At 64.2% G+C, this 25,591-nt stretch carries 23 protein-coding genes and 1 pseudogene; 7 read left to right on the forward strand and 17 right to left on the reverse strand.

Annotated features, from left to right (window positions below; all coding sequences use genetic code 11):
• Positions 1-158 precede the first annotated feature (158 nt).
• Both ROTAS13_RS28470 and ROTAS13_RS28475 read left to right on the forward strand, forming a co-directional pair.
• A pseudogene (locus tag ROTAS13_RS28470) lies at positions 159-485 on the forward strand (ATP-binding protein); the annotation flags it as partial.
• A gap of 40 nt (positions 486-525) precedes the next feature.
• Positions 526-852, forward strand: a complete 327-nt coding sequence (locus ROTAS13_RS28475; protein WP_019460512.1) for an ATP-binding protein — start codon at positions 526-528, stop codon at positions 850-852.
• A 477-nt stretch (positions 853-1,329) separates the two neighbouring features.
• Here ROTAS13_RS28475 and ROTAS13_RS04455 read toward each other — a convergent pair whose 3' ends face one another.
• The 9 genes from ROTAS13_RS04455 to ROTAS13_RS04495 all read right to left on the reverse strand — a co-directional run bounded on the left by ROTAS13_RS04455 (position 1,330) and on the right by ROTAS13_RS04495 (position 9,777).
• On the reverse strand, positions 1,330-2,481 hold the full coding sequence (locus ROTAS13_RS04455) for a CaiB/BaiF CoA-transferase family protein (RefSeq protein WP_083755401.1): 1,152 nt from the start codon (positions 2,479-2,481) through the stop codon (positions 1,330-1,332).
• Between the two features lie 29 nt (positions 2,482-2,510).
• Positions 2,511-3,323, reverse strand: coding sequence for an IclR family transcriptional regulator (locus tag ROTAS13_RS04460; RefSeq protein WP_075821648.1), 813 nt, complete (start codon positions 3,321-3,323; stop codon positions 2,511-2,513).
• Between the two features lie 103 nt (positions 3,324-3,426).
• Complete coding sequence (locus tag ROTAS13_RS04465) at positions 3,427-4,179, reverse strand: enoyl-CoA hydratase-related protein (protein WP_075821649.1); 753 nt, start codon at positions 4,177-4,179, stop codon at positions 3,427-3,429.
• A 60-nt stretch (positions 4,180-4,239) separates the two neighbouring features.
• Positions 4,240-5,229: a nitronate monooxygenase family protein gene (locus tag ROTAS13_RS04470; protein WP_019460515.1), complete on the reverse strand. Its 990-nt coding sequence runs from the start codon at positions 5,227-5,229 to the stop codon at positions 4,240-4,242.
• Positions 5,229-5,936, reverse strand: a complete 708-nt coding sequence (locus ROTAS13_RS04475; RefSeq protein ID WP_075821650.1) for an ABC transporter ATP-binding protein — start codon at positions 5,934-5,936, stop codon at positions 5,229-5,231. Before ROTAS13_RS04475 ends, ROTAS13_RS04470 begins: the two co-directional genes overlap by 1 nt.
• Complete coding sequence (locus ROTAS13_RS04480; RefSeq protein ID WP_075821651.1) at positions 5,929-6,639, reverse strand: ABC transporter ATP-binding protein; 711 nt, start codon at positions 6,637-6,639, stop codon at positions 5,929-5,931. Before ROTAS13_RS04480 ends, ROTAS13_RS04475 begins: the two co-directional genes overlap by 8 nt.
• A complete protein-coding gene (locus tag ROTAS13_RS04485) occupies positions 6,626-7,633 on the reverse strand; it encodes a branched-chain amino acid ABC transporter permease (protein WP_019460518.1) in 1,008 nt (335 codons plus the stop codon). Before ROTAS13_RS04485 ends, ROTAS13_RS04480 begins: the two co-directional genes overlap by 14 nt.
• 11 nt (positions 7,634-7,644) lie before the next feature.
• Positions 7,645-8,517: a branched-chain amino acid ABC transporter permease gene (locus ROTAS13_RS04490; RefSeq protein WP_019460519.1), complete on the reverse strand. Its 873-nt coding sequence runs from the start codon at positions 8,515-8,517 to the stop codon at positions 7,645-7,647.
• Between the two features lie 48 nt (positions 8,518-8,565).
• Entirely contained in the window at positions 8,566-9,777 is a 1,212-nt protein-coding gene (locus ROTAS13_RS04495) for an ABC transporter substrate-binding protein (protein ID WP_226945873.1), read from the reverse strand.
• A 400-nt stretch (positions 9,778-10,177) separates the two neighbouring features.
• Here ROTAS13_RS04495 and ROTAS13_RS04500 point away from each other — a divergent pair, with 400 nt between their 5' ends.
• Genes ROTAS13_RS04500 through ROTAS13_RS04520 form a run of 5 tightly spaced genes read left to right on the forward strand, consistent with a single transcriptional unit; the run spans position 10,178 to position 17,580 of the window.
• Positions 10,178-12,253: a 3-hydroxyacyl-CoA dehydrogenase NAD-binding domain-containing protein gene (locus ROTAS13_RS04500; protein ID WP_075821652.1), complete on the forward strand. Its 2,076-nt coding sequence runs from the start codon at positions 10,178-10,180 to the stop codon at positions 12,251-12,253.
• A complete protein-coding gene (locus ROTAS13_RS04505) occupies positions 12,253-14,028 on the forward strand; it encodes an AMP-binding protein (protein WP_252572413.1) in 1,776 nt (591 codons plus the stop codon). The genes ROTAS13_RS04500 and ROTAS13_RS04505 overlap by 1 nt, the downstream gene beginning before the upstream one ends.
• Complete coding sequence (locus tag ROTAS13_RS04510; protein ID WP_075821654.1) at positions 14,025-15,215, forward strand: acetyl-CoA C-acyltransferase; 1,191 nt, start codon at positions 14,025-14,027, stop codon at positions 15,213-15,215. The genes ROTAS13_RS04505 and ROTAS13_RS04510 overlap by 4 nt, the downstream gene beginning before the upstream one ends.
• Position 15,216: 1 nt before the next feature.
• Positions 15,217-16,413 carry an acyl-CoA dehydrogenase family protein gene (locus tag ROTAS13_RS04515; RefSeq protein ID WP_075821655.1) on the forward strand — a complete coding sequence of 399 codons (1,197 nt, stop codon included), beginning with the start codon at positions 15,217-15,219 and terminating at the stop codon, positions 16,411-16,413.
• Between the two features lie 12 nt (positions 16,414-16,425).
• The gene (locus ROTAS13_RS04520) at positions 16,426-17,580 is read left to right on the forward strand and encodes an acyl-CoA dehydrogenase family protein (protein WP_075821656.1); all 1,155 of its coding nucleotides are present in this window, start codon (positions 16,426-16,428) and stop codon (positions 17,578-17,580) included.
• Positions 17,581-17,731: 151 nt separating this feature from the next.
• On the opposite strand, the gene ROTAS13_RS04525 is transcribed toward ROTAS13_RS04520, so the two are convergent.
• The 8 genes from ROTAS13_RS04525 to ROTAS13_RS04560 all read right to left on the reverse strand — a co-directional run bounded on the left by ROTAS13_RS04525 (position 17,732) and on the right by ROTAS13_RS04560 (position 25,422).
• Complete coding sequence (locus ROTAS13_RS04525; protein WP_083755402.1) at positions 17,732-18,178, reverse strand: pseudoazurin; 447 nt, start codon at positions 18,176-18,178, stop codon at positions 17,732-17,734.
• Between the two features lie 215 nt (positions 18,179-18,393).
• Positions 18,394-19,167 (reverse strand): SDR family NAD(P)-dependent oxidoreductase, encoded by a 774-nt coding sequence (locus ROTAS13_RS04530; protein WP_075821657.1) that lies wholly within the window; start codon positions 19,165-19,167, stop codon positions 18,394-18,396.
• A gap of 38 nt (positions 19,168-19,205) precedes the next feature.
• Positions 19,206-19,574, reverse strand: coding sequence for a cytochrome c (locus ROTAS13_RS04535; RefSeq protein ID WP_099780878.1), 369 nt, complete (start codon positions 19,572-19,574; stop codon positions 19,206-19,208).
• On the reverse strand, positions 19,571-21,193 hold the full coding sequence (locus tag ROTAS13_RS04540) for an FAD-binding oxidoreductase (protein WP_019460530.1): 1,623 nt from the start codon (positions 21,191-21,193) through the stop codon (positions 19,571-19,573). The genes ROTAS13_RS04535 and ROTAS13_RS04540 overlap by 4 nt, the downstream gene beginning before the upstream one ends.
• A 22-nt stretch (positions 21,194-21,215) precedes the next feature.
• On the reverse strand, positions 21,216-21,785 hold the full coding sequence (locus ROTAS13_RS04545; protein ID WP_126281727.1) for a hypothetical protein: 570 nt from the start codon (positions 21,783-21,785) through the stop codon (positions 21,216-21,218).
• Between the two features lie 88 nt (positions 21,786-21,873).
• On the reverse strand, positions 21,874-22,893 hold the full coding sequence (locus ROTAS13_RS04550) for a dihydrodipicolinate synthase family protein (protein WP_019460532.1): 1,020 nt from the start codon (positions 22,891-22,893) through the stop codon (positions 21,874-21,876).
• 10 nt (positions 22,894-22,903) lie between these two features.
• The gene (locus ROTAS13_RS04555) at positions 22,904-24,412 is read right to left on the reverse strand and encodes an NAD-dependent succinate-semialdehyde dehydrogenase (RefSeq protein WP_075821658.1); all 1,509 of its coding nucleotides are present in this window, start codon (positions 24,410-24,412) and stop codon (positions 22,904-22,906) included.
• Positions 24,409-25,422: an ornithine cyclodeaminase family protein gene (locus tag ROTAS13_RS04560; protein WP_075821659.1), complete on the reverse strand. Its 1,014-nt coding sequence runs from the start codon at positions 25,420-25,422 to the stop codon at positions 24,409-24,411. The genes ROTAS13_RS04555 and ROTAS13_RS04560 overlap by 4 nt, the downstream gene beginning before the upstream one ends.
• Positions 25,423-25,591: the final 169 nt, after the last annotated feature.

A 25,591-nucleotide genomic window follows, 5' to 3' on the forward strand; every position in this document is an offset into this window, starting at 1 on the left:
CCCTCCAGCACGAGGCGGACCGCCCTCTCCCGCACCTCCGGCGAGTAGCTCGCTGCTGTCTTGCCCTTCGTCGTCATGGCTCCATCCTCTCAAGGCCTGGGGCCTCCGACAAACCCGGGGCGGTTCAGATCGACACCCTGCTGGCCGAGGAGCTGACCTTGCGCGAGGGCCGCAGGGTCAAGGCGGCGCTGCAGATGGCACGCCTGGGCACGGTCAAGACGCTGGCGAGCTTCGATTTCTCGTTCCAGCCCTCGCTCGACCGGCAGCGCATTCTGGCGCTCGCACAGCTCGACTTCATCGCCCGCCACGAGGTGGTGCACCTGCTGGGGCCGCCCGGCACCGGCAAGAGCCACCTCGCCATCGCGCTGGGGGTCGAGGCGGTGCGCGCCGGGCACAGCGTCTGCTTCACCACCCTGGCCGATCTCGTCGCCTCGCTGGCCCGGGCCGAGCGCGAGGGAAACTTGCGCGAGCGGATCCGCTATCTGTGCCGCGCCGCGCTGCTGATCGTCGATGAGATCGGCTACCTTGCCGATCACGGCCGGCAACGGCAACCTGTTCTTTCAGCTGGTGAACGCGCGCTACGAGCGTGGGGCGATGATCCTGACCTCGAACCGCGGCTTTGCCGAATGGGGCGAGGTGTTCGGCGATGCCGTGGTCGCCACCGCACTGCTGGACTGGCTGCTGCACCATGCCGTGGTGGTGCAGATCGAGGGCGCGAGCTACCGGCTGCGCCAGCACGCTGACCTTGTGCCGGACAACCTCCGCCCCCTGCCGGTTACCATTGCCCAGGTGCCGCCGCGCCGACGTGGCAGGCCTCCGAAGATCAGGAGCCTCGACCCACTCGCCGGCTGACCACCAACCGCAAACTGGGGATTTTTGCCTCGGCACTTCTGCGGAGCTTTCCCCCGGCGTTAACACGCGGGAAACGTCTGCTGGAATCACTCCACTTGGTTGTGTCCGCGGCGGTAAGGAGGCCAGCAGCTCGCGCCATTTCCGACCATCCAAGGGGATTTGCGAAAGAAGCCGTCCGCATCGAAACCTCCTGAAGGTGGGCTGACAGCTCCTCCCAGGATGTGGATTCCTTGCCTTGGATGGAATGGGTGTACTTTCGCATTGGCCTTCTCCGCAGGAGATGCCAGGATCAGCGACAGTTCCGACTGGGGTGCGGTCGAGGGCTCGGATCTGGTTCCTCTCGTCCACCGCGAGAACCAGCGCCCGATCGCTAGGCGCAAGCTGGATCTCCACACCGGCCCTTATCAGGACCGCGTCACACTTGCTGTCCCAACCGGGTAACCTCCGTTCCGGTCAAAACAGAGGGCTGTCCTCGATCTATCCCTTCCGCAAAGGAGGCGGGAGAGAGCGAACGGGAAGGCGGCGGCCATCGAAACGATACGGGGGAGCCAGAACCCAGCGTGTTGCAGCACCATCCTCCGACCGCACCACCATTCCGCTGGCCTCGGTGCGGGGAGAAAGCAGGGCCTCGTGAAGACCGAGAACTTCCCCCGCCGGAATTCCTTCTTCTCGCAGGAGCTGTAGAAGCTGACTCCGGGTCTTCTTTCGCAGTTCTTCTTCTATGACAGGGATCAGAAGGGCACGGTTTGTTGAACGTTCTAGATTCGTGGAGAACCTGACGTCGTCCAGGAGTTCCTGTCGATTGATCACGCGCGCGCAGAAACGGCGGAACTGTGCGTTGTTGCCAACCGTGATAAGCAGCGGTCCATCCGCTGCCTCGAACACACCGTAAGGAACAATCGATGGATGCGAATTGCCGTAGCGTGGTGGATCCTTTCCCTGAACCAGGGCCTCCAATCCGTAGTAGGATGTGATGGCCACGCCGCAATCGAACAGGGAAAGCTCTATCCGCCGCCCTTTGCCGGTACGGCCACGCTGGTACAGCGCAGCAAGCACCGCCTGCGCCGCATACTGCCCGGTGAACAGATCAACCGCAGCCACGCCGAACTTCAGCGGCGCCTGCCCGGCTTCCCCATTGAGGGCCATGAGGCCGGCTTCCCCCTGAACAAGCAGATCATAGCCCGGTCGCGCGGCCTCAGGCCCATCAGAAGCATAGCCGCTGATCGAGCAGTAGATGAGGCCGGGATTCTCCTCCCTCAGCGCCTCGTAGCCCAGGCCGAGCCTGTCGGCGCCGCCCGTCTTGAAGTTCTCGACCAGGACATCGCATTCGCGGGCCATCTTCCGGATTGCCGTCACCCCCTCGGGTGCCGAAAGATCGGCACCGATAGAGCTCTTGTTGCGATTCACGGCATCGAAGTACGACGTGTTGGTTGGACCGGTGCGAAGTCCCCAGTCACGCGTATCGTCGCCGCGGGTCGGATGCTCGACCTTCACCACTTCTGCGCCGAGATCGCCAAGCACCATGGCGCACCACGGTCCTGCGAGAATGCGGGACAGGTCCAGAACGCGCACACCCGCCAGAGGTAAGCCGTTATCCGGTTCGTTGGCGTATGCAACAGGTTGATCCATGAGATGGCAACTCCGAGAAAAACCAGCCCTCACGCACCCATGAAACCGTCAAGGCGTCGAACCATTTCCACAAGCCGCGGACGGACCTCGTCCAAGAGAAACTGGGGCTCGGAGATGACAGTGGGCGCACCGCAGTTGATTGCCATCGGAGGCAAGCCGCCGCCGGGGCGGAAGCCGACTGCGATCGCACTGACACTCTTCTGCCATTCGCCAAAGGAACAGCAACAGCCCAGCGTGGCGTGATCGGCCATGGAGCTCTCAAGACTCTCATGAATCCTGGGCCATGCGAGTGGGTCGAGCATGCGGAGCTCGTCGAACAACGGCGCGCGTTCGCTGGGCGTCAGGACAGAGATGAAAGCACGTCCTATCGAGGAGCGGACCATCGACATACGGACGCCAACATCGATATTGAGCGATATCGCCGCCGGACCGCGAAGACATTCCACGTAGCGCATGGAAAGCCGATCACGCACCGCCAGCCCAACCGTGGCGTTCGAGAAACTGGCAAGCTCCCGCATCGCCGGCCGGGCCATCTGCCTTATGTCGAGCCCACCAAGCGCGACCGTGCCAAGGGCAATGAGTTGTGTGCCGAGACGGTACTTGCCGACATCCTCAACGAAATGCAGGTAACCAAGCTTCGTGAGCGTGTAGGTCAGGCGGGATACGGTCGAGCGAGGGAGTTTGCACCTCTCGGCGAAGTCCTGATTCGCCAGGAAGGTCTCGCCTCGCTTGAAGCAGGCCAGGATCTCGAGTCCACGCGCCAGGGCCGTCACGAAGTGACGGTCTTCCTTTCCGTCACCCTCGATGTCGTGATCCGGCAGCAATGCCGCGGGTTGGGTCATGGAGTTACCTCTGGGAGTTCCGGGGGCCTCTTCGGGTGTAACGCGCTCTTGCGGGCGATCAAGAGGGAGTTCTTGGTTCGGGAAGACCGCAAGGATGGCTGTCTCATCTTTTCCGCTCCAGGAAAGCCCTGAAAGCCGCCTGGGCTGCCGGCTGAAGCCGCAGAGCATGAAACTCCGCCGCCTCTCTCTCCAAAGTTTCAGCAACGGCACGTGCATGAGTACGGCGCAACAGCCGCTTGGTCGTGGCAAGAGCCGCTGGTGGCAGTGCTGCCAGGAGTTCCGCCTTTCCGATTGCGCGAGCGAGCGCTTCTCCGGTCTCGGTCACTTCGTTGACGATACCTGCCTCGGCAGCCATCTGCGCGGTGAAAGCCTCACCCAGAAGCAGGAGCTCGGCGGCGCGCTTCGTGCCAGACGCCAGAGGAAGCAGATAGCTGGAGGCTCCCTCGGGACACAACCCCAGATGGGCAAAAGGAAGGCGGAACACGGTGCCCGCACCCGAATAGGCCAGATCGCAGTGCAACAGCATGGTCGTGCCTATTCCGATCGCGAAACCCTCCACGGCAGCCAGCACGGGTTTGGAAGCCTCGGCGAGAACCCTGAGATAGCCGAGGCCCTCACTGGACTCATGGTTGATGGAGACGTCCTGGAAGTCGGCAAGGTCGTTTCCAGCCGTGAAGCATCCCTCAGCGCCGGTCAGCACGATGGCACGGACAGCATTGTCTCTTTCCGCGTCGGTCAACGCTTCCGCCAAGGCCCGATAGGCCGCGCGATCAAGAGCGTTGCGGCGTTCCGGACGGGTCATGGTTATCTGGACGATTCCCGGCCGTGGATACGTTGTGACAATGCCGGTCTTCATCGCTGGATCTTTCATATGCGGGGCGGGTCGCGAAATCGGGGGATCTCCGATCCACGCTGACTAGGTTCGGAACGGTGCGGTCGTCTGGGTAAGGCGGCCGATGGCGCTCCGGTATTCCTGCGACAGGCGCGCCACCACCTCCGTCACCGGGAGGGTGTCGGCGATCGCACCAACGCCCTGACCGGCGCCCCAGATGTTTCGCCAGGGCTTCACGCCTGACGATCCGAAATTCATCGCGCTCTTATCGAGGAGGGGCAGCGCTTCCGGATCGAGCCCGGCGGCCACGATGCTCGGCTTCAGGTAGTTGCCAGGGACGCCTGTGAAGAAGGACGAGTAGAGGATGTCGGAAGCGCTCGCCGCCTCAATCATCTCCTTGTAGGGCGGAGCGGCGTTCGCCTCCTCGGTCGCGATGAAGCGGGTGCCCATATAGGCAAAGTCGGCGCCGAGAGCTTGGGCCGCGAGGATCGCGTCGCCCGTCGCTATGGCGCCCGCCAGCGCGACGGGACCATCGTAGATGCGGCGCACCTCCCCCAGGAGCGCGAATGGACTGAGCGTTCCGGCGTGACCCCCCGCCCCGGCGCAGACCAGAATCAACCCGTCCACGCCGGCTTCCAGCGCCTTCTCGGCGTGGCGGATCGTGGTGACGTCGTGAAAGACCAGGCCGCCATAGGCGTGGACCCGGCGGACGACCTCACCAGGCGCGCGCAGGGAGGTGATGATGAGTGGAACCTCGTGCGCGATGCAGGTTTCCATGTCCTGCTCCAAACGGTCATTCGACGCATGCACGATCTGGTTCACGGCGAAGGGCGCGATCCTGCGGTCAGGATCTGCCGCCTGCGCGGCGGCGAGCTCCGCCTTGATCCGCTCCAGCCACCCATCGAGCGTATCCGGGGCGCGAGCATTCAAGGCCGGGAAGGATCCAACGATCCCCGAGAGGCACTCGGCGATGACGAGCTCCGGGCGGGACACGATGAACATGGGGGACGCGATCACAGGCAGCATCAGCCTGTCGCGGAACAGCTCCGGCAGGGGACGGCCAGGATACTCCATCAGCCCGTCGCCTCCCTCGCGAAGTAGAAGTCGTGCAGGCGGTCGAGATTCATGTCGGCCGCAGCATCCGAGAGGACGACCTTGCCCGAGCGCATCAGATGGACATCGTCAGCGACGGCGAGAGCCATCCTGGTGTTCTGCTCGATGAGCACGATGGTGATGCCATCGGACTTCAGCCGGCGAATGATGTCGAACACCTCCTTCACGATGACCGGTGCCAGTCCCAGGGACGGCTCGTCGATGAGAAGGATGCGCGGCTTCGCCATCAGTCCGCGCCCCATCGCGACCATCTGCGCCTCGCCGCCGGACAGCGAGCCCGCGATCTGCTGACGCCGTTCCTTGAGGCGCGGGAAGAAAGTGTAGACGCGGTCGAGGTTGGCGGCCATCTCGCTCCGGCACCGTGTGGGATAGGCACCGAGGCAAAGATTCTCTTCCACGGTCATGTCGCGGAACAGCAAACGGCCCTCGGGAACCATGACGATCCCCTCCCCGACCAGATCCCAGGTCCTGCGCCGGATCGGCTCGCCGCCGAGCAGTATCTCGCCCTGGTAGGGAAGGAGCCCGACCAGCGTGCGCAGCAGGGTGGTTTTTCCTGCCCCGTTCGGGCCCACGATGGCCGTCAGGGCGCCTTCCCGGAAGGTCAGGTCGAGATCCCAGAGGACGGTGATGGCGCCGTAGCCGGAGGTCAGGTGCCGGGTCTCAAGCATGGGCGGTCCCCGTATAGCTCTCCATCACCGCTGGATCGCGGAAGACCTCCTCGGGCGCCCCATCGGCGATGAGCTGGCCGAAGCTCAGTACCACGGCGCGGGTGCAGAGCTCCGATATCGTTTCGATGTCATGTTCCACGATCACGATGGTCAGGCCGAACAGGCGATGAAGCTCCTTCAACTTCAGCATGAAAAGGCGCTTCGCATTGCTTTCGAGACCCGCCAGCACCTCGTCCAGGAGAAGAAGCTTCGGCTCGGTTGCCAGTGCCTTGGCAATCTCCAGGCGTTTGAGTTCCTGTAGGGCCAGCGACGTGGCCGCATCCAGATCCGCCTTGTGGGACAGTTCCATCACCTCCAGGATCTCGCCGATCCGGACCGGATCGAACCGGCCTGCCCCGAAGACCTGCGCCACCGTGAGGTTCTCCCGGACCGAAAGGTGGTGCATCGGCTGCGTGATCTGAAAGGTCCTGCCGATCCCGGCGCGGGCCCTCTTGTGCAGCGGCAGGCCGATGATGTCCCGGCCTTCGAAGGCGATGCGTCCGCGGGCCTTCACCAGGCCGGATATGCAGTTGAACAGCGTTGTCTTGCCGGCACCGTTGGGTCCGACAAGCCCCAGGATCTCTCCCCTTTTTATTTGAAAGGAAATGCCCGAAAGCGCGGTGAGCCCGCCGAACCGGACGGTAACGGCATCAAGCTCCAGCATGGCTCTTCTCCCCCAGCTTGGCGCGGAACCGCGACATCAGGCCGGCGAGACCGTTGGGCGCGATCAGCACCATGATGGCCAGCAACACGCCGAGCAGGATCTGGTGCCCGACGGGGATCAGGCTCTTCGCGAAGACCTGGTCGAAGAGGTAGATCACCACGGCACCCAGCACAGGGCCCAGAACGGTACGGTAGCCGCCGAAGATCGCGGCAATGATGGGCATGACACTCCAGATGCTGGAAAAGGCGTAGTCGGGCTCCAGGAAACCGATGATGTGCGCGTTCAACGCCCCGAACACGCCCGCGATGAAGGCTGAAAGGAGCAACATCCAGGTCTTCAGGAGGGTCGAGTTGACCCCCACGACACGGGTCGCATCCTCGCTGTCGGCGATCGCGCGGAGCGCGGTACCGGTGTGGCTGCGCCGGATGGCCATGTAGACCATGGCGGACAGGATAACGGCGACGAGGACAAGGACATAGCTTCCCGGCCGGCTCGCGAGGTCGAGGCCCAGGATGTCAGGCAGGCCGGGATACCTTTGCAGCCCGGCCGAGCCGCCGGTCAGCCAGTCCAACTCCGTCGCCAGGATGCGGAAGATCTGCGCATAGGCGAGGATGGCAAGCGCGAAATACGGTCCGGACAGGCGAAGCGCCGGCAGCATGGCAAGCGATGCCAGGGTCGCGAAGGCGCCGCCGAGCGGAATGGCCAGAAGCACCGGGATCCCGAGCTTTCCCGCCAGCAAGGCGGAAGCATAGGAACCCACTCCAAAGAACGCTGCATGGCCGAAGGAGACCATGCCGCCGAGATTGCCCAGCAGGGCCCAGGACAGGGCTAGGCCGGAGAGGATCAGGGCCGAGATGAGCAGGCCTAGGAGATAGGGGCTGGTACCGGCAGCCAGAGGCAGGATGGCCAGCACGAGTGCGGCGCTTCCCAGAAGAATGGGCAAGCGGTTGTAACGGGGCTTCGTGCGGAGGCCGAGGGCGGAGGTTGCGGACATTCTGCCGGCCCTCATCCGCGACGCGCACGTGCGCCGAACAGGCCGTTCGGCAGGAGGAACAGGACCAGAAGGAAGAGGACCATCCCGGCCAGTTCCTGGAGAGCGGAGGAGGCAAGCGTTACCGTCAGGGCCTCCGTGACACCGAGAAGAAGGGCGCCGAGGAAAACGCCGGGGATCGAGCCGACACCAGCCAGCACCGTGATGATGAAGGCCTTCACCGTCAGGGCGTGACCGGTGGCAGGCTGGATGACGCTCATGGTGTACAGAGCCACGCCCGCAAAGGCTGCCAGGGCTCCGGCCACCAGGAAGGACGCCGTCTCGATCCGGGCCGGGTTTATGCCCATCAGCCGTGCCGCATCACGATTGGACGATACGGCGCGCATGGCACGGCCGTACCAACTGGACTTCAGCCACCACCAGAGGAACCCCATCAGCACCAGGGACACGAAGAAGGCGACGATCTCCCCACGCATCGCGAAGAGATCCCCGAAGGAGACCGCATCCTGCAGTGTGGCGGAGTTCGTGGTGCGAACATCGCTCGCGAAAACCAGCAGGATGCCATTGGTGAGTATGATGCCCATGGCAAAGGTCAGGATCAGCGAGTTCAGTTCGCGGTGCTCCCTGATCCAGCTCACGAGAAGGACCAGTATCCAGCTCACGAGCAGGACGGCGAGGAGTGCCAGTGGGATGGCGGCATAGGGATTCAGCCCGGTGCTCGCCTCCACGAAATAGGCCATGTAGGCCGCCAGGAGCACCAGTTCGCCATGGGCAAGGTTGATGATACGCATGGCTCCGAAGGCCAGGGCCAGGCCCAATGCCACCAGCGCGTAGACACTGCCGATCAGCACCCCGGAGAACAGCGCCTGTAGGATGAGGTCGGTCATGTCACCTCGGTGAGGAAGCTGAACTGTTGCGGGAAGATGCAGAGGCCATCACCAGGGCAGGCCGGGATAGGCAATTTCCCCGTTCGCCGTGGTGCGGGGCGACACCAGGACGATCTTGCCGTCGCGGTGCTGTCCCATGGACAGGGTGAAGTTCGGATTGTCGCCGGACTGATCGAACTGGATGCGGCCCAGCATGGTGTCGCGATCGGTCTTGCGCATCTCGTCGGCAAGTCCACCCTTGGCCAATGTACCGGCTTCGGCGCTGCGGAATATCGCCTCGCAGAGGATCCGCGTCTCCACGAAGCTCAGCGTCGAAAGATACTCGATCTCCTTGCCGTACTTGCTCTTGTAAAGATCGGCGAAGGTCGTTCCTTCCTCGCTCTTCATCTCCACCGGAAATGGCAGGAAGGAGGTGCCGACCACGTTGTTCATGAGATCCGGAAAATCGGTGTACATTTTCGGCGTCGCCAGGGACCATGCGCCGACGATCAGCTTCACGTTGGGCTTCAGCACCTTGGCTGCCCGGATGATCCCGACGTAGTCATTCTCGTAGGCGGACATCATGATGATGTCCGGCTTGTCCTGGATCTTGATCTTGTTGATGACCGGCTTGAAGTCACTGATGGCCGGGTCGAACTTGTGGACCGTCACCTTGATCCCCTGTGCGGTGAGGTCCTTTTCCAGGCCATCCGCAAGAAGCGCCGGGGCTTCCCGCGTAGAAGCTACGATAGAGATCTTCTCCGGCTTCAGGTCGGAAAGAAGGGTGGCGATGCCGCGTTGGTAGCCGGCATTATTGTTAATTCGAAAGAAGTTCTTCAATCCGCGCTGCGTGAGTTCATCGCTGACCGCGCCGGCGGTGATATAGACTTTGCCGAGCTTGCTTGCGGCATCGGAAGCCGGCCCGATGATGTTCGATCCGTAGCCGCCGATGATCGCCACCGCACCGTCCGAGGACAGCTTCTCGACGGCAGAGACCGCCTTCGCGGGCGTGCTCTCATCGTCGATGACGTCGATCCTGATCTTGTGGCGCGGCGATGCGGCGTTGCACATCGTGGCCGCCACCTGCATGCCTTCGTTGAAGGCCTGCCCGGATCGGGCAAGGGCGCCGGTCAGAGGCATGTGGGAGCCGACCACGAAGGTCTGGGCCTCTTGCGCACGCGCCCCCAAGAGGCCCGCAGACACGGTGAGAGCGAGAGCTGCTGATACGATCGTCCTGCGGACCATTATTTCCTCCCTGAACACTTCCGGCACCGGGATCACGCCCGACCAAGTACCTGTTCCACGCCCCGTTGGAGCCTGGATCACAGGAGGCATTCCGCCCTGTACCGGGCCGAAGCCAACATCGGACACAAGGGAATGTCATGGTGGGGCAGGATACCGACCCCATCTTCCAGCTTCCTCCGCCCAGCGTGCTGATCGCCCGCTTCTTGGTCTTCTCGGCAGCAATGCCTCTCCGGACAACCGACTGATGCCATTGTCCTTCGGCGAATGTCAACTTTCGCGAACTGGAATTCTGCATACCAGAACAATGTTGGACAAAGCTACCGGCTAAAGGTCCGTTCCCCCGACTACTCCCTTGACACTTTGCGCCTAACAAAGACACTGAGACAATAAATCGGTACTGAATTCTGCAATGCAGAATGAAATGGGAGGGAACCCGATGCTACCTGTCGACACTGTGGTCACAGGCGGGGTGGCCATTGTCACCATCGACCATCCCCCGGTGAATGCCCTGAGTGCCGCCGTGCGCGACGCCATAGCCAAAGCGATCGCCGCCGCCTGCGCCGATCCCGGCGTGAAAGCCATCGTGCTCACGGCCGCCGGCAAGCTGTTCGTGGCTGGTGCCGACATCTCCGAGTTCGGGAAGCCTCCCGTCCCGCCATCGCTGCCCGATGTTGTGGCTGCCATCGAGGGGGCTTCCAAGCCTGTCGTCGCCGCCATGGGAGGTGCCGCGCTCGGCGGTGGCCTGGAACTGGCATTGGCCTGCCACGCCCGCGTGGCCAACCCCGCCGCCAAGCTCGGCCTGCCGGAAATCAAGCTTGGTATCATTCCAGGCGCCGGTGGCACCCAGCGCCTGCCGCGCCTGATCGGCGCCGCGCCGGCCTTCGCGCTCATGCTGTCCGGGGAACCGGTGACGGCGGAACGCGCGCAGGCGCTTGGCATGATCGACGAGGTAGCGAACGGGGACCTTCTCGGCACCGCTTCCGCTGTCGCGCTTCGGCTGGCCGAGGCCGGGAACTGGCCCAGGGTACAGGACTGCTCCGACCGGTTGACCGAGGCGGACCGGGTGGCCTTCGAGGCCGCTGCGGCAGCGGCTTTGAAGCGATCTGGTCAGGCGCCGAATGTGCCGGCCCTGGTCGATGCAGTCCGCGGCTGCTACGGCCGGTCCTTTGCCGACGGCCTGGCTGCGGAGCGCGCCCATTTCCGCGAACTGGTGGTCCATCCGAGCGCCAGGGCCCAACGCTACCTCTTCTTCGCAGAGCGGGAAGCCGCGCGCCTGCCCGGGATCGGCCGTGAGGTGAAGGCGCGTCCCATCGGCAAGGCAGCGGTCATCGGCGCGGGCACGATGGGCGGCGGCATCGCCATGTGCTTCGCCCAGGCCGGTATTCCCGTGACCCTGATCGATGTTCGTCCGGAACTCCTCGAATCCGGCATGTCGCGCATCCGCGCCAACTACGAGGCATCGGTGAGGCGGGGGTCGCTTTCCGGCGAAGCCATGGAGCAGCGCCTCGCGCTCATCACACCGGCCGAAGGATTGGACAAGGCCGGCACATCCGACATCGTGGTGGAGGCCGCCTTCGAGGACATGGGCGTGAAAGCCGGGATCTTCGGTGAGCTCGGCGCATTGACCCGGCCCGGCACGATTCTGGCCACCAACACCTCCTATCTGGATGTGAACGCGATCGCTGCGTCATCGGGTCGGGCACGTGACGTCGTCGGACTGCATTTCTTCAGCCCGGCCAATGTGATGCGCCTGCTCGAAGTGGTCCGTGCCACGGAGACCTCGCAGGATGTCCTGGTGACGGCCATGGAGCTCGGTCGCCGCCTGGGCAAGCTGCCGGTGATGGTCGGCGTGTGCCACGGCTTTGTCGGCAACCGCATGCTGTCGAACCGCACCCGGGCGGCGGAGAGGCTGCTCCTTTCCGGCGCGCTGCCCCATGAGGTGGACGAGTCCGTCACGCGCTTCGGCTTCCGCATGGGCCCGTTTGCCATGATGGATCTGGCAGGGATCGACATCGGCTGGCGGGCACGCAAGGCCATCGGTGCCAGAGCCCCCGTGGCGGATGCACTCGCCGAACTGGGGCGCTTCGGACAGAAGACCGGCCGGGGCTTCTATCTCTATCCCGACGGCGCCCGCAGCGGCAGCCCGGACCCCGAGGTCGAAGCCCTGATTGCCTCGCTCCCCGAAAGCCAGGGAGTCGCCCGTCGGAAGTTCAGCGAGGAGGAGATCCTGGCGCGCCTCTTCTATCCAATGGTCAATGAGGGCGCGAAGATCCTCGACGAGGGGATTGCCGCGCGCGCCAGCGACATCGATCTGATCTGGGTGAACGGCTACAACTGGCCCGCCGTTACCGGCGGCCCGATGCACTGGGCCGAGGGGATCGGGGTTGCCCGGATCGTCGCGGAGTTGGAGCGGCTGGCCGCGGAGAGCGGCGACGAGAGCCTTGAGCCCTCACCCTTCCTGCGCCGCGTTTCCCAGGGTTCCGGCCTCTTCTCCGGGCGGGAGGCGGCGTGATGGCGCCGGAGCAGGCACGGAGCGAGATCGCGACACCCCCGCCCGTGGCATCGGAGGAACCGGACCAAGCTGCGCGCTATCCGTGGATGGCGAGCTTCCCGGACATCTGCAACTGGAACGCGCCCCTGGAAACCACGACCCTGCCCGAACTTCTGGCGGAGGCGGTGCGGCAACAGGGTTCGGCGCCGGCGCTGGAGTTCCGCGGCCGGACGCTGAGTTACGAGGTGCTGGAAAAGGACGTCGAGCGACTGGCCAGCGGGCTCGCCGCATCAGGGATCGGGCATGGGGACAATGTGGCACTTCTGCTGCCGAACACCCCGTATCACCCGCTGTCCTTCCTTGCGCTGACAAGGCTCGGGGCACGGGTCGTGCATCTCAGCGCCCTGGATGCCCGCAGGGAGATCATCCACAAGCTGGAAGCCACGCACAGCCGCCGCCTTGTCACGACCAACCTTCCGGGCTTCCTTCCCAGCGCGCTGGACATGCTGGATGCGCACATCATTGACGAGGTCATCGTCGGGGATGACAGCCTGTACGGGGCGGGAGAGGTCGCGGCGCTGCCGATCCCGCAACGCCCTGGCGTGCAGGAGCTGTCCAGCCTTCTCAGCGACATTCCCCTTACCGCACCGCAGCCTTCCATTGACGATATAGCCGTACTTCAGTTCACGGGCGGGACCACCGGACTGCCCAAGGCAGCCATGCTGAGCCACGGCAACCTGACATCGGCCGTGAGCATGTATCGCCTCTGGCGCGACGGAGGCAGGCCGCTCGTGCCCGGGGCGGAGAAGGTGATCGCTGTCCTGCCGCTGTTCCATATCTATGCACTGACGACCGTGCTTCTGCGCCACCTGCGCGACGGCAACCAGATCCTTCTTCGCCAGCGCTTCGATACCAGGACGCTGATCCGGGACATCACTGAGCTGAAGGCCAGCCAGTTCTCGGGTGTCCCTACCATGTGGGTGGCGCTGCTGAACCATCCCGGCATCGAAAAGGTGGATTTCTCCTCTCTCAAATCCTGCGTCTCCGGCGGCGCCCCCCTACCCTTCGACGTCCAGGCGAAGATCGAGGCTCTTATCGGCACTCAGCTGAACAACGGCTGGGGGATGACCGAGACCGGACCGGCGGGATCCCGCGTGCCTTACCGCACGGCCCGGCGGCCAGGCTTGATCGGGGTGCCTCTGCCCGGCTTGGCGATGCGCATCGTATCCACCGATGATCCTGCCCGGGAAGTGCATCCCGGAGAGGTGGGTGAAATCGCCATCCGTGGACCGAATGTTTTCAGGGGCTACCTCAACGATGCGGCAGCAACGGCGGCAGCCTTCCGGGACGGCTGGTTCCTGACCGGCGATATGGGACGCATGGACGGCGAAGGCCTGTTCGAGATCGTGGATCGTCGGAAGAACATGATCATTTCCTCCGGCTTCAACGTGTATCCGGCGGTGATCGAGAACGCGATCTACGAGCATCCGGCCGTCGAGGAAGTCATCGTGATCGGCGTGCCGGACAGCTATCGCGGGCAATCGGCGAAAGCCTATCTGAAGCTCAAGGCAGGGTGCGGCCCCTTCACGCTGGACGAGCTGACGGAGTTCCTGGCCGATCGTCTCGGCCGCCATGAGATGCCACGTGCCATCGAGTTCCGCGAGGCGCTGCCGCGCAGTCCCGTCGGCAAGCTGTTGCCGAAGATACTGATAGCCGAGCTGGCCGCGGAGGCAGGTAGGCCACCCGACGCCGCCGAAAGCCGGGATCACCGAGGAACAATGGGAAAGACGCCATGATCGAAGCCGTCATTGTTTCCACCGCGCGCACCCCCATCGGCAAGGCGCAGCGCGGCGCGCTCAACATCACCAAAGGCGCGGACATGGCCGCCCATGCCATCCGCCATGCGCTTGTCCGGGGGAATATTGATCCTGCGGATGTGGAGGAGGTCGTCCTTGGCTGCGGGTATCCGGAAGGCGCCACCGGCGGAAATGTCGCCCGCCATGCGGCTCTCGTGGCCGGCATTCCGGTGACGTCCTCGGGTGTCACCGTGAGCCGCTTCTGTGCCTCCGGTCTTGAGGCGATCGCTCATGCGGCCCGGCGCATCGCCCTCGACGGTGTTCCGGTTGCGGTTGCTGGAGGCGTCGAATCGATCTCGCTGGTACAGCCCGTCAATCGCGAGCTCTTCCGCAATGACTGGCTGATGGCCAACAAGCCCGATATCTACGTTTCCATGATCGAGACCGGCGACACTGTCGCCAAGCGGTATGGCATCTCCCGCGAGGCACAGGACCTTTTCGCGCTCAGGAGCCAGCAACGCACCGCACGTGCCCAGGCCAGCGGCCTCTTCGATGCGGAAGTTGTCCCGTTTGCCGTGACGAAAGCAGTCAGCGACAAGGAGACGGGCGAGACCCGGCTGGAGAACGTGACCCTGGTCAGGGACGAGGGAAACCGTCCCGATACCACTCTTCACGCCTTGTCCAAGCTGAAGCCGGTGCGCGGCGAGGATCAGTTCGTGACGGCGGGCAACGCCAGCCAACTCTCCGACGGTGCCTCGGCCACCGTTCTCATGTCCTCGGCCGAGGCCGCGCGCCGTAGCGCCCAGGTCCTTGGGATCTTTCGCGGCTATGCGACCGCCGGATGCGAACCCGACGAGATGGGGATCGGGCCGGTTCATGCCGTGCCACGCCTGCTGGCGCGCCAGGGTCTCCAGGTTTCCGATATCGGCCTCTGGGAGCTGAACGAGGCCTTCGCATCCCAGTCCATCTATTGTTGCGAGACGCTCGGCATCGACCCCGAGATCGTGAATGTGAATGGCGGGGCCATATCCGTGGGCCATCCTTTCGGGATGAGCGGCGCGCGCCTGGTTGGACATGCCGTGCTGGAGGGGCGCCGCAGAGGTGTGCGCTTCGCCGTCGTCACCATGTGCATCGCAGGCGGCATGGGTGCCGCAGGCCTCATCGAAATCAATCCTGGATCGAACTGAGATGGAACTGCGCTTCACTCCCGAGGAAAACACCTTTCGCAAGGAGGTGCGTCACTTCTTCCGAACGGCGATCCCCGAGGAAATCCGGACAAAGGTCTCGGAAGGCCGCAAGCTGGAGCGGGAGGACTACGTGACCTCCCAGCGCATCCTGAACGACAAGGGATGGGCAGCGCCGCATTGGCCACTGGAGTATGGCGGCCAGGACTGGACCCCTGTTCAGCGCTATATCTTCATGGAGGAGCTGATGCAGGCGGCCGTGCCGCTGCCGCTGCAGTTCAACTGCTTCATGGTGGGGCCCGTCATTGCCACTTTCGGCAACCAGCAGCAGAAGGATCGCTTCCTTCCGCGGATCAGGAGCCTGGACGACTGGTGGTGCCAGGGATTCTCCGAGCCAGGCGCGGGTTCAGATCTCGCTTCGCTGAAGACGCGGGCAATTCGCGAGGGAGACCACTACATCGTCAACGGGCAGAAGACCTGGACCACGCTGGGTCAGTACGCGAACTGGATGTTCTGCCTTGCCCGGACCGACACGACAGTGAAGAAGCAGGCGGGGATCTCCTTCCTCCTCATCGACATGGGTACGCCAGGCATCACCGTTCGCCCCATCATCACCATCGACGGAAGGCACGAGGTGAATGAGGTCTTCCTCGACAACGTGAAAGTCCCCGTGGAAAACCTAGTGGGGGAGGAGAACAAGGGATGGGACTATGCCAAGTTCCTCCTTGCCAATGAACGGACGGGTATTGCGCGCATTGGCATGTCGAAGGAGCGGATCGCCCGTATCAAGCGTCTTGCCAAGGCCACGCCGGCCGGCGGAGGCAGCATGTGGGACGACCTGGATTTCCGCTCGCGCCTGGTGACCACGGAGATCGAGCTCAAGGCGCTTGAGATCACGCAGATGCGGGTGGTGGCGGCGCAGGCTACACGGGATCCAACGAAGCCTGATCCGGCTTCCTCGATCCTCAAGATCAAGGGATCGGAGCTGCAGCAGGCCACGACTGAGCTTCTCCTGGAGCTTGCCGGTCCCCAGGCATTGCCGGCCGAGCGGCCTGACACGGGCCACAACGACCTGGAATCGCTCTTTGCCTGGGCGGATACGGCGGCGCCGGTCTATTTCAACCACCGCAAGGTGTCCATCTACGGCGGATCCAACGAGATCCAGCACAACGTGATCGCCAAGGCGATCCTGGGACTCTGAGGAGAGCGGAACATGGATTTCGATCTGACCGAAGAGCAGAACATGCTCAAGGAAACCGTCTCGCGCTGGTCCGCAAACAACTATGGCACGCTGGAGAAGCTGCAGGCTGTCCGCTCCGAGCCCCTGGGGTTCTCCCAGGCCAAATGGGCCGAACTCGCGGAACTCGGGATTCTTGGCCTTCCCTTCTCCGAGGCGGATGGCGGCTTTGGCGGCGGTGCCGTCGAGACGCTGATGGTGGCAGGAGCACTTGGCCGGGCGCTGGCGCCGGAACCGTATCTGGCCAGTGTCATTCTTGGCGGCGGAGCGGTGCGCCTCGCAGGCAACGAGGCGCAGCGTGCGGTTCTCCTTCCTGGCATAGCCGACGGCTCGGTGCGCCTGGCTTTCGCGCATTCCGAGATCCAGGCGCGCTACGATCTCAGCGACGTTGCCACCTCGGCGAAGCTCGTGGATGGCGCCTACCGTCTGAATGGCAACAAGAGCGTGGTCCTCAATGCGGATGCGGCCAAGTTCCTTGTCCTGAGCGCACGCACGGCTGGGAGCCAACGCAATCCGGAAGGGATCACGCTGTTCATCGTCCCTTCCGATGCCGACGGCATCTCCATCAGGAGCTATCCCACCCAGGATGGCGGGCGCGCGAGCGACATCACTCTCAACAATCTCCATGTGCCTGCGGATGCCGTTCTCGGAACCGCCGGCAATGCTTTGCCCATCATCGAGAGGGTTGTGGATGGTGCCACCGCGGCGCTGTGCGCCGAAGCGGTCGAGCTCATGGATGCCCTGACCGCGATCACCGTGGAGTACCTGAAGACACGCAAGCAGTTTGGCGTTCCCATCAGCTCCTTCCAGGCCTTGCAGCACAAGGCAGTGGACATGCTGGTTGCCGTGGAGCAGGCCCGTTCCATGGCGCTCTATGCCAGCATGATGGCGGAAGCGGAGGACCCCGATGAGCGCCGCACAGCCCTTTCTGCCGCCAAAGTCCAGATCAACCGCTCCGCACGGTTTGTCGGGCAGACGGCGGTCCAGCTGCATGGGGGCATTGGCATGACCATGGAGTATATCGGTGCACATTACTTTCGCCGACTTTCCATGATCGAGCTGATGTTCGGCGATACCTCCTACCACCTGCGTCGGGTTACGGCGGAAGGCGGTCTGAACAAGGAAGCCTGACCGGATTTGGACGAAGCGCCGGACCCGCCGGATGACGCCGCCGTGGATGGGGAAGACCGTTGTTGCCCGTTCACGGCGGCAAGACACCCGGCCAGTTTGTGGCCGGGCACCTCAGAGGCCTCGCTCCTCGTGACAGTCTCGCAGCCGGATATTATCCACCAGCCTCCGGGTTCTTCGCCCGCTGCAGAATCTCCTGGAAGCGGCGCTTGGCCAATGGTGGAAGCCGCTCCGGCACCGCGATCGCATCAACAGGCTCGTCGCCCACCTGCACGAGCATGACCATGCCCATGCCATAATGCGGGATACACTTGATCCCATAGGTGCCCGGGGCTGTGAAGGTTACCTCGATCTCCTCGTTGATCTTTCCTTTGAAGGCCTCTGCGCCTGCGGGAAGCATCTCCGGTATCGAGGCGGCGTCGTGGGAAACATTGGCGGCGCGGAACCTGATGCTGTCACCGGGCTTCAGCCGTACGAAGTCGGGCTCGTAGACCATGTTGCCCGTGGAATTACGGTTGAGCATCTTCACTTCATGCACCTCGGCGTGTGCACCAGTGGCAAACAGGCCGACAAAGAACAGAAGCGGCAGCACGAAGCGCATGAGGCTTTCCTTCAGGGTAAGGGAGAGAGCAGATGATCCGTCTGCCGGGCATCAGGCGGCCTCGGCAAGCGAAGGAACGGAAAGGGTGACCGAGAGGTCAAGGGCACGAGTGAGGATTCCTCGCAGCAAGACCAGAACGATGGCCGCTGCCACCACGCTCCACCGAAGCGGCGACTTCGGCGGATGGGCAAGCGCCAGGGCCTGGTCAGCGCACGTCACCAGGCGGTAGAGCCCCCATCGATAGCGAAATCGGCGCCGGTGACATAGCTTGACTCCTCGGAGCCGAGCCAAACCGCGCACCAGGCGACGTCCTCGGCTTCGCCGAGGCGCTTGATCATCATGCGCCGCGTTGCCTCTCCTTCGAAGCCCGGATCCATCGCCATGTGCCGGCGGGTCTGCGCCGTCACGATCAGCCCCGGTGAGATCGTGTTCGCGCGGATGCCATGTGGCGCACCCTCCATCGCGAGTTGTCGGGTCATGGCAAGAACTCCGCCCTTGCCAGCACAATGCGCCAGAGCCGGTGAGCCATTCAGCGCTATATGCGCGTTGGCCGAAGCGAAATTGATGACCGAAGCCGTGCCGCTTTTCCGCAGCCAGGGCCAGGCGGCACGGGTGATGAGAAAGACGATGTCCAGCTCGCCCCGCAACGTGCGCTGCCACTGCTCATAGCTCATCTCCTCGATCCACTGGAAGATCGAGATCGCTGCAGCGGGAACGAGGATGTCGATCCTGCCGTACTCGTCACCGATCTCGTTCACCACGCGCGAGGTTTCCGCCTCGTCGAGTGTATCGGTGTGCCGTGGCAGAAACCGTCCACCCGGTGCCGCGGCTGCGGTCTCGGCCAAAGCGTGGTCGTCGACATCGAGCCCGATGACCGTCGCTCCCTGCGCCGCGAACATCCGCGCGATGCCTTGCCCAATGCCGTTGCCGGCTCCGGTCACGACGGCGATCCTGCCGTCAAGACGGCGCTGCCCTTTCGCGATATCCATAGCAATCCTCTTTGCTGTCATCGCCGCCGTGGCGCATATCACCGGCCGGCGCTGTTCCGGTTGAGATAGGCGCCGAGCGCGGCCAGATCGGCGTCGCTGATCTCCGTCTTTCGGAAGAACGGCATGATCGAGATGCCGTTCCGAACGAAGTATGCGACCGCGTCGGGCGTCAGGTCGGTACGCTCGGTCAGCAGCGCCGGCACATCGCCATTGTACTTCACCCGCAATGCATCGGTGCCAGGCTTGAACTCGTTACCCGGGTTGCCGATCCCTGGCCCGTGGCACGAGGTGCAGTTGTAGGCGAACACCTGCTCTCCTCGAGCGATCAGCGCGTCATGGTCTGGATCGGCAGCTGCCGCGGCGCCAGCTGTGCAAAGCATGAGAAGCGCGGGAACGAGATGCTTCATTTCTCAGCCTTTCTCATCGCCTTCGGCCAGAATCCGCCGCGCCCCGGGGCAATGATGCCCTTGGGGTCGATCGCGTCCTTCAGACTCTCGCAGAAGCGCCGCAGGATGTTGTCGTTGAAGCTATAGGTGCCCATCACCTGATCCTGGAACAGGGGCGGCGTGCGATACTCGCCATAGCCGTGCTCGGCGCCGAAAGCGATCAGCCGGCTCATCGTGTCGCGCGAGAGCTTGTTCATGGCCTTGTCCGATCGCGACACCGGCAGTCCGGTGGTCAGCGCGAAGACGCGCGGGATCCAGGTGAAGGGAGCGGTGAAGGGACCATAGGCCATGGGGAAGTCAACGCCCATCTCCCTCATCCCCTCAGTGAAGATCCGCTGCGCCTTGAACACCTCGTCGCCGGTCCGGGGCACCATCGGCGAGAACAGCAGATGCCCGTCCGCGGGGTTCGGGTTGGTCTGTGATCGCGCACCGAGCGAAAAGACGTTCATGTTTGGCATGCCGATCAGCACCTTGTGCTTGACCGCTTCAGCCTGATCCTGGTTCAGCGGGAAGCTCAGTGTCTCGACATCCTCGAAGCGAACTCCGGGAATCGCCTTCTCGTAGAGGGAGCGGGCATACTGCCAGCTTGCCTCGATCACCGGCATCGGGCCGTAGAAACTCAGGCCCAGCTGCCAGGGCGCCACGCCCTTGTCGGCCGAATAGCGGTTGATGGCATTGCCGTTCCAGACATCGGCGGACTTGCCTATGGAACGCAACTCGGTATCGGCGAACTGAGCGTAGAACATCGGCGATTCGTAGAGCGGCATGCCGATCAGCCCGGCATCCTCAAGCCGGTTGGAAATCTCGATCAACGGGACCAGATCCTCGCGACGGCGAACGAAGACGCGCCGATGCAGGAAGGCCTCCGGCGGCGGCATCAGGTGAATGCCCATCTTGGTTACGACGCCAAAGCCCGCCTGCGCGAATAATCCGTCTACATAGGGGCCGAAGCCATAGCGGAAATCCGCGAAGGTGGGTGCGCCGGGCATCGCGCCCATGCCTGTGCGCATCAGCTCGCCATCGGGCAGGACGACCTCGAGCCCGCAGTGCGATCCGAAATGGTCACGGTAGTTATACCAGGTATGGCCGACACCATGGTCGAGCGCATTTCCCAGCACGCTGCCCCAGCCGGGGTCCGGCACGTCGATCCAAACGTTGAGCTTGTTGTCCTGGATGTAGCGGTAGAGGTCGAAGTAGGACACGCCGGGCTCGACGATGGCGAAATGGCGCTTGTCATCGACCTGGATGACCTTGTTCATCCGCTTCATGTCGATCACGACGCTACCTGAGAGATTGGGCGCTGAGCCGCCATAGCCGACGTTCTTGCCGGTCGAGATCGGGAACACGGGGATGCCGTGCTCATGAGCAGTGCGTACAATCGCCTGCACTTCCTCGGCCGACTTCGGCGCGACAGCGGCGGAGATCAGGCGCTCGTTGGCCTCGTCCCAAACCGGCGAGTAGGCGTCACGGTAAAGCGAGGTATCCTCATCGGAGGTGAAGACCCATTCGTCGCCAACGGCGTGGCGGAAAGAGGCGAGCGCCTGGTTCCACGCGTCGGCTGAGATGTTCGGGGGCAGCATTGCGTCCTCGTTGCTGATGCGGTCAGGAGACGGCGACGGTGCGAGGCGCGATGACCCAGCTGACCAGGAACTCGCTGTCACCGACGATCCCGGGCGGGGCGGCGTGCGTCCGGTCGGCCCATCCCGCCGCGCCGGAAAGCAGGTAGTCCGCGCCTTCCATGCCGAAGTTGCCGCCTTCGGGCAGGAGAACAGGAGTGCCCGCAGCGAAGTGGCGCCATCCGCCACCCGCCAGAGCGACATGCTCCATCCGCGTCATCACGCGCATCCGCAGATCCCAGGCCCAGCGTTCCAGAAAGAACAGAGCGCCAGGAGTGGTCAGCCCGGCGATGGCCATCGGGCGCGCCCGCGACAGGCCGGAAAGCGTTTCGAGCCAAAGCCGTGCCGGGTCGTCCCGATATGCATACTCAGCCGCCCCGGACGCGGCGGCGCGGCGCGCGAAGTCGCGGCTGGCCACGAGGCGCGTATCGCCGATCACCGCGCCGGGTGCCTGGACCGGGCCCATGGATCCGAGGGCGCCGGAACTGCCGGCGCCAAGCGACACCGTGGCCGCGACGCCTGCTGCGGCGGTATGGCAGAACGTTCGACGGGTCATCATTGGAAGCTCCTCCCGGGCGGCTCGGCCGTCCCTTCTCTCATGGGGCGATTCCTGGGCCGGCCAGCCCCACGCCATCAGCGCCGGATCAGATCGGGTTTCTTCCGATGAAGAACTCGCGGAACGGGTCCATCGACGGGTTCAGCCCCGCCTCGACGAGCCCCTTACGCAGGGAGATCATCTGCGGGTCGTGAATGCGCTGGGTCGGCATCCTGAGCGGGCCACCGTTATATCCCTGCAGCCAGCCCTGGAACTTCCAGACATAGCGGTTGATGAAATGCCCGCCGTGCATTTGCTGGGCAACCTGGCCCTTGATCTTGCGTGCCGAATGGAGTTGCCAGTAGATGCGAGTTGCCTCGTCAAACTCGCCTGCGCGCAGGAGCTGCATGACCTTCGGGATCGTCGGCCCGTAGTACTCGTGGTCGCTGGTGGCCGAGAGCTGGATCGGCATCAGCTGCGACAAGGGGATCAACTCGCCCTCGATCGGCATCGAGATGACGACCTCCTTGCCGAACAGCCGATGGCATTCGATGACGCTCTGGATGCTGGGGAAACCACCCTCGGCCTTGATCGCGGCGAGGTTGGGGCAATCGTCAATCAGCCGGCGGATCAGGGAAGCCGGGATGTCCGATGGATGAATGCGGCTGTAGAAGCCCCAGAGATACATCGGAAAGATCATCACCGCGAGGTTTGTGGCATCGCAGATGGCCTTGGTGTACTCGTAGATCTCGTTCTCGCTCTCCGGATAGAAGGCCGGCGGATAGGACAGCAGCACGAACTCCGCCCCGGCCTCCTCGGCGCCCTTCAGCGCCTCGATGTTCTCCTCCAGCGTGTTCCAGCTTGCATGGTGGGTGACGACCAGGCGGTCACCCGCCTCGTCCTTCATGATCCGCATGAAATCGAGGTATTCGGGAAGGGTGATCGACACCTCGGACACGGCGAGCGAGCCCATGAACCCATGCTCGATCGCCAGCCGCGTATCGTGCCGGATCGCCCGTTCGTTGATCCGCTTCAGGTCTGACGAGAACGAGGGAATCGTGCAGTTGATGGCACCGATCAGCCGTTCACGCGCCCATTCGCGGGCTTCCACGCGGGTATAGCTTGCCATGACTTCTCTCCTACCGGACTTCGCCCGCGCCTTCCCAGGCGAGGTACTTGATTTCCAGGAACTCTTCGATGCCGTAGATCGAGCCTTCGCGGCCAATCCCGGACTGCTTGACGCCGCCGAAGGGTGCGACCTCGTTCGAGATGAGCCCGGTGTTGATGCCGACCATTCCGGCCTCCAGCGCCGCCGCGACCCGCCAGATCCGCGCAGCGTCGGCACTGAAGAGATAGGCGGCAAGGCCGAACTCCGTGTCGTTCGCGAGCGCGATCACTTCATCCTCGGTGTCGAAGCGGATGATCGGGGCAACCGGGCCGAAGGTCTCCTCATGCGAGACCAGCATCGTGGGCGCCACATCAGCCAGCACTGTCGGCTGATAGAAGAAACCGCCAAGCTCGTGGCGCGCACCGCCGCAGACCAGCCGAGCGCCCTTGCGGACCGCGTCGGAGACATGCTCCTCGACCTTCAGCACCGCGTCCTCGTTGATGAGCGGCCCTTGAACGACGCCGGGCTCGAAGCCGTTTCCGACCTTCAGCGCGCCGACGCGCTCAGCCAGCCGGGCGACGAAGCGATCATAGATCCCGGACTGGACATAGGCACGGTTGGCGCTGATGCAGGCCTGTCCGGTGTTGCGGTACTTCGTGGCGATCAGCCCCTCGACAGCCATCTCCAGATCGGCGTCGTCGAAGACGACGAGCGGCGCGTTGCCGCCAAGCTCCATCGAGCACTTCTTGACCGTCTCCGCCGCCTGCGCCAGCAGAAGCCGGCCCACCTCGGTCGAGCCGGTGAAAGTCAGCTTGCGCACCAGCGGGTTTCCGGTCAGCTCTGGCCCGATCTCGCGCGCCTTGCCGAGCACCACGCTGAACACGCCCCTGGGGATACCCGCCCGCTCGGCGAGTTCCGCCAGCGCCAGCGCGGTCAGCGGCGTCTGCTCGGCGGGGCGCACGACGATCGTGCAGCCGGCAGCCAGCGCCGGGGCAACCTTGCGGGTGATCATCGCGGCCGGGAAGTTCCACGGCGTGATCGCGGCGCAGACACCCACCGGCTCCTTCAGGACGACGATGCGACGGCTGGGCTCCGGTGCGGCCATCACGTCGCCACGGATCCGCTTCGCTTCCTCGGCGAACCATTCGATGAAGGACGCCGCGTAGGCGACCTCGCCCTTGGCCTCGGTGAAAGGCTTTCCCTCCTCGAGCACGATCAGTCGCGCGAGGTCATCGGCGTTCTGCTCGATCAGGTCGAACCAGCGGCGCAGCAGCCGCGCGCGCGCCTTGGCCGGCGTCGCGCGCCAAGGTCCCCAGGCGGCGTGAGCCGCGTCGACGGCGCGCGCCACCTGCGCGCGGCTCAGCAGCGGCAACTCTGCCAGCGTCCCGCCGGTCGCAGGATTGCGCAGCGTGTAGGTTCCGCTCTCACCCGCGGCGAGCCAGGCGCCATCGACATAGGCGGCCGCCTTCTTGAGCGCGGGATCAGCGAGGTCCGGTGCCATCTGGATATGCCCCCTGTGAATTTCTTTCAGCCGGCTCATTTTTGCGCCGCCTGGATCACCGCGGGGATGCTGCGCCCCAACCCCAAAGCGCTGGCCCGCTCCAGACACATCGCGGCGACGGTAAGGTCCTGCAAAGCCGCACCGACCGATTTGTAGAGCACGATATCCTCGGGCGTCCTTCGGCCCGCCGCCGCGCCCGAGATCATGTCGGACAGCGACACGAGTTTGTCTTTGAAGGATACGCCCGCGTCGCGCGCGGCATGCATGTCGCCGGTGTCGTGGGCGACTTCCTCAGGCATATCGGCGACGATCAGCGCGGCGCGCCGAATGGTCTCTGGATCGACTTCGCGCTGCTCGGGCAGGGTGGAACCGATCGAGGCCACTGTCATGCCTGCCCGGAGCCAGGCCCCGTCGAAGAGCGGCTGCTCGTCGCGCGATCGGGCGGCACAAAGCAGCATCGTCGGCTCCGCACCAACCACCTCCCGGGCTGATTCGAGCGGACGGACCCGCAAGCCGAGCGGTTCGAGATGCTGGGCAAAGGCCACGCGGCTCACGGGGTTCGGGCTGAAGACCGACACTTCAGAGATCTCACGGACGGCATGGAGCGCCTCGACATGGTTACGGGCCTCGAAGCCAGCGCCGAGCACGCCGAGCGTGACCGGACCAGCGGGGGCAAGGGCGTCGAGCGCCAGCGCCGTCGTCGCGGCGGTGCGGTAGCCGGTGATCGCATTTCCGTCGATCAAGGCCAGCAGGTCGGCCGTACGCTGGTCGAACAATGGAATGAGATAGCTCGCGCGGCGGGCGCTCAGGCTGGCGGCGATCATCTTCGCGCCCATGATTGCCCCATCGGGGGATACGCCGGAGAGCGTGCGCAACCAGACGCCGTCGCCCCGCGCCATCGTGCGCGGCGGGAACATGTCCTCGCGCATCATGGCCCCATACTGCCGCCGCAGTGCCGTAATCGCCTCGGACCAGTCGAAGGCCGCCACAACGTCAGCACTGCCGAGGATGAGGGTATCTGGCGCGGGACCCGGGTCTGCGTGGTTCATGGGATGCTCCTTTCGGCCGCGGAGATTCACCGCGACAGACGTCTTAGCTCGACTTTGGCCATCTGAGACAGGCGTAGGCGGCGAGGCGGGTGACTGGCTAGGCTGGCGTGTCCCCGCCAAGAGACGCCGCCATGCTTCACCTGCCACCCCGCTTCGCCGCGGTGATCCT

Source organism: Roseomonas sp. TAS13 (genome assembly GCF_001950415.1).
Classification (GTDB): Bacteria; Pseudomonadota; Alphaproteobacteria; order Acetobacterales; family Acetobacteraceae; genus Roseomonas; species Roseomonas mucosa.

What these genes read in the sequence shown, in the direction of transcription:
- ROTAS13_RS04455 (WP_083755401.1), bottom strand. Translation starts at nt 2,481, where the DNA reads ATGGATCAACCTGTTGCATACGCCAACGAACCGGATAACGGCTTACCT.
- ROTAS13_RS04460 (WP_075821648.1), bottom strand. Translation starts at nt 3,323, where the DNA reads ATGACCCAACCCGCGGCATTGCTGCCGGATCACGACATCGAGGGTGAC.
- ROTAS13_RS04465 (WP_075821649.1), bottom strand. Translation starts at nt 4,179, where the DNA reads ATGAAGACCGGCATTGTCACAACGTATCCACGGCCGGGAATCGTCCAG.
- ROTAS13_RS04470 (WP_019460515.1), bottom strand. Translation starts at nt 5,229, where the DNA reads ATGGAGTATCCTGGCCGTCCCCTGCCGGAGCTGTTCCGCGACAGGCTG.
- ROTAS13_RS04475 (WP_075821650.1), bottom strand. Translation starts at nt 5,936, where the DNA reads ATGCTTGAGACCCGGCACCTGACCTCCGGCTACGGCGCCATCACCGTC.
- ROTAS13_RS04480 (WP_075821651.1), bottom strand. Translation starts at nt 6,639, where the DNA reads ATGCTGGAGCTTGATGCCGTTACCGTCCGGTTCGGCGGGCTCACCGCG.
- ROTAS13_RS04485 (WP_019460518.1), bottom strand. Translation starts at nt 7,633, where the DNA reads ATGTCCGCAACCTCCGCCCTCGGCCTCCGCACGAAGCCCCGTTACAAC.
- ROTAS13_RS04490 (WP_019460519.1), bottom strand. Translation starts at nt 8,517, where the DNA reads ATGACCGACCTCATCCTACAGGCGCTGTTCTCCGGGGTGCTGATCGGC.
- ROTAS13_RS04500 (WP_075821652.1), top strand. Translation starts at nt 10,178, where the DNA reads ATGCTACCTGTCGACACTGTGGTCACAGGCGGGGTGGCCATTGTCACC.
- ROTAS13_RS04505 (WP_252572413.1), top strand. Translation starts at nt 12,253, where the DNA reads ATGGCGCCGGAGCAGGCACGGAGCGAGATCGCGACACCCCCGCCCGTG.
- ROTAS13_RS04510 (WP_075821654.1), top strand. Translation starts at nt 14,025, where the DNA reads ATGATCGAAGCCGTCATTGTTTCCACCGCGCGCACCCCCATCGGCAAG.
- ROTAS13_RS04515 (WP_075821655.1), top strand. Translation starts at nt 15,217, where the DNA reads ATGGAACTGCGCTTCACTCCCGAGGAAAACACCTTTCGCAAGGAGGTG.
- ROTAS13_RS04520 (WP_075821656.1), top strand. Translation starts at nt 16,426, where the DNA reads ATGGATTTCGATCTGACCGAAGAGCAGAACATGCTCAAGGAAACCGTC.
- ROTAS13_RS04525 (WP_083755402.1), bottom strand. Translation starts at nt 18,178, where the DNA reads ATGCGCTTCGTGCTGCCGCTTCTGTTCTTTGTCGGCCTGTTTGCCACT.
- ROTAS13_RS04530 (WP_075821657.1), bottom strand. Translation starts at nt 19,167, where the DNA reads ATGGATATCGCGAAAGGGCAGCGCCGTCTTGACGGCAGGATCGCCGTC.
- ROTAS13_RS04535 (WP_099780878.1), bottom strand. Translation starts at nt 19,574, where the DNA reads ATGAAGCATCTCGTTCCCGCGCTTCTCATGCTTTGCACAGCTGGCGCC.
- ROTAS13_RS04540 (WP_019460530.1), bottom strand. Translation starts at nt 21,193, where the DNA reads ATGCTGCCCCCGAACATCTCAGCCGACGCGTGGAACCAGGCGCTCGCC.
- ROTAS13_RS04545 (WP_126281727.1), bottom strand. Translation starts at nt 21,785, where the DNA reads ATGACCCGTCGAACGTTCTGCCATACCGCCGCAGCAGGCGTCGCGGCC.
- ROTAS13_RS04550 (WP_019460532.1), bottom strand. Translation starts at nt 22,893, where the DNA reads ATGGCAAGCTATACCCGCGTGGAAGCCCGCGAATGGGCGCGTGAACGG.
- ROTAS13_RS04555 (WP_075821658.1), bottom strand. Translation starts at nt 24,412, where the DNA reads ATGAGCCGGCTGAAAGAAATTCACAGGGGGCATATCCAGATGGCACCG.
- ROTAS13_RS04560 (WP_075821659.1), bottom strand. Translation starts at nt 25,422, where the DNA reads ATGAACCACGCAGACCCGGGTCCCGCGCCAGATACCCTCATCCTCGGC.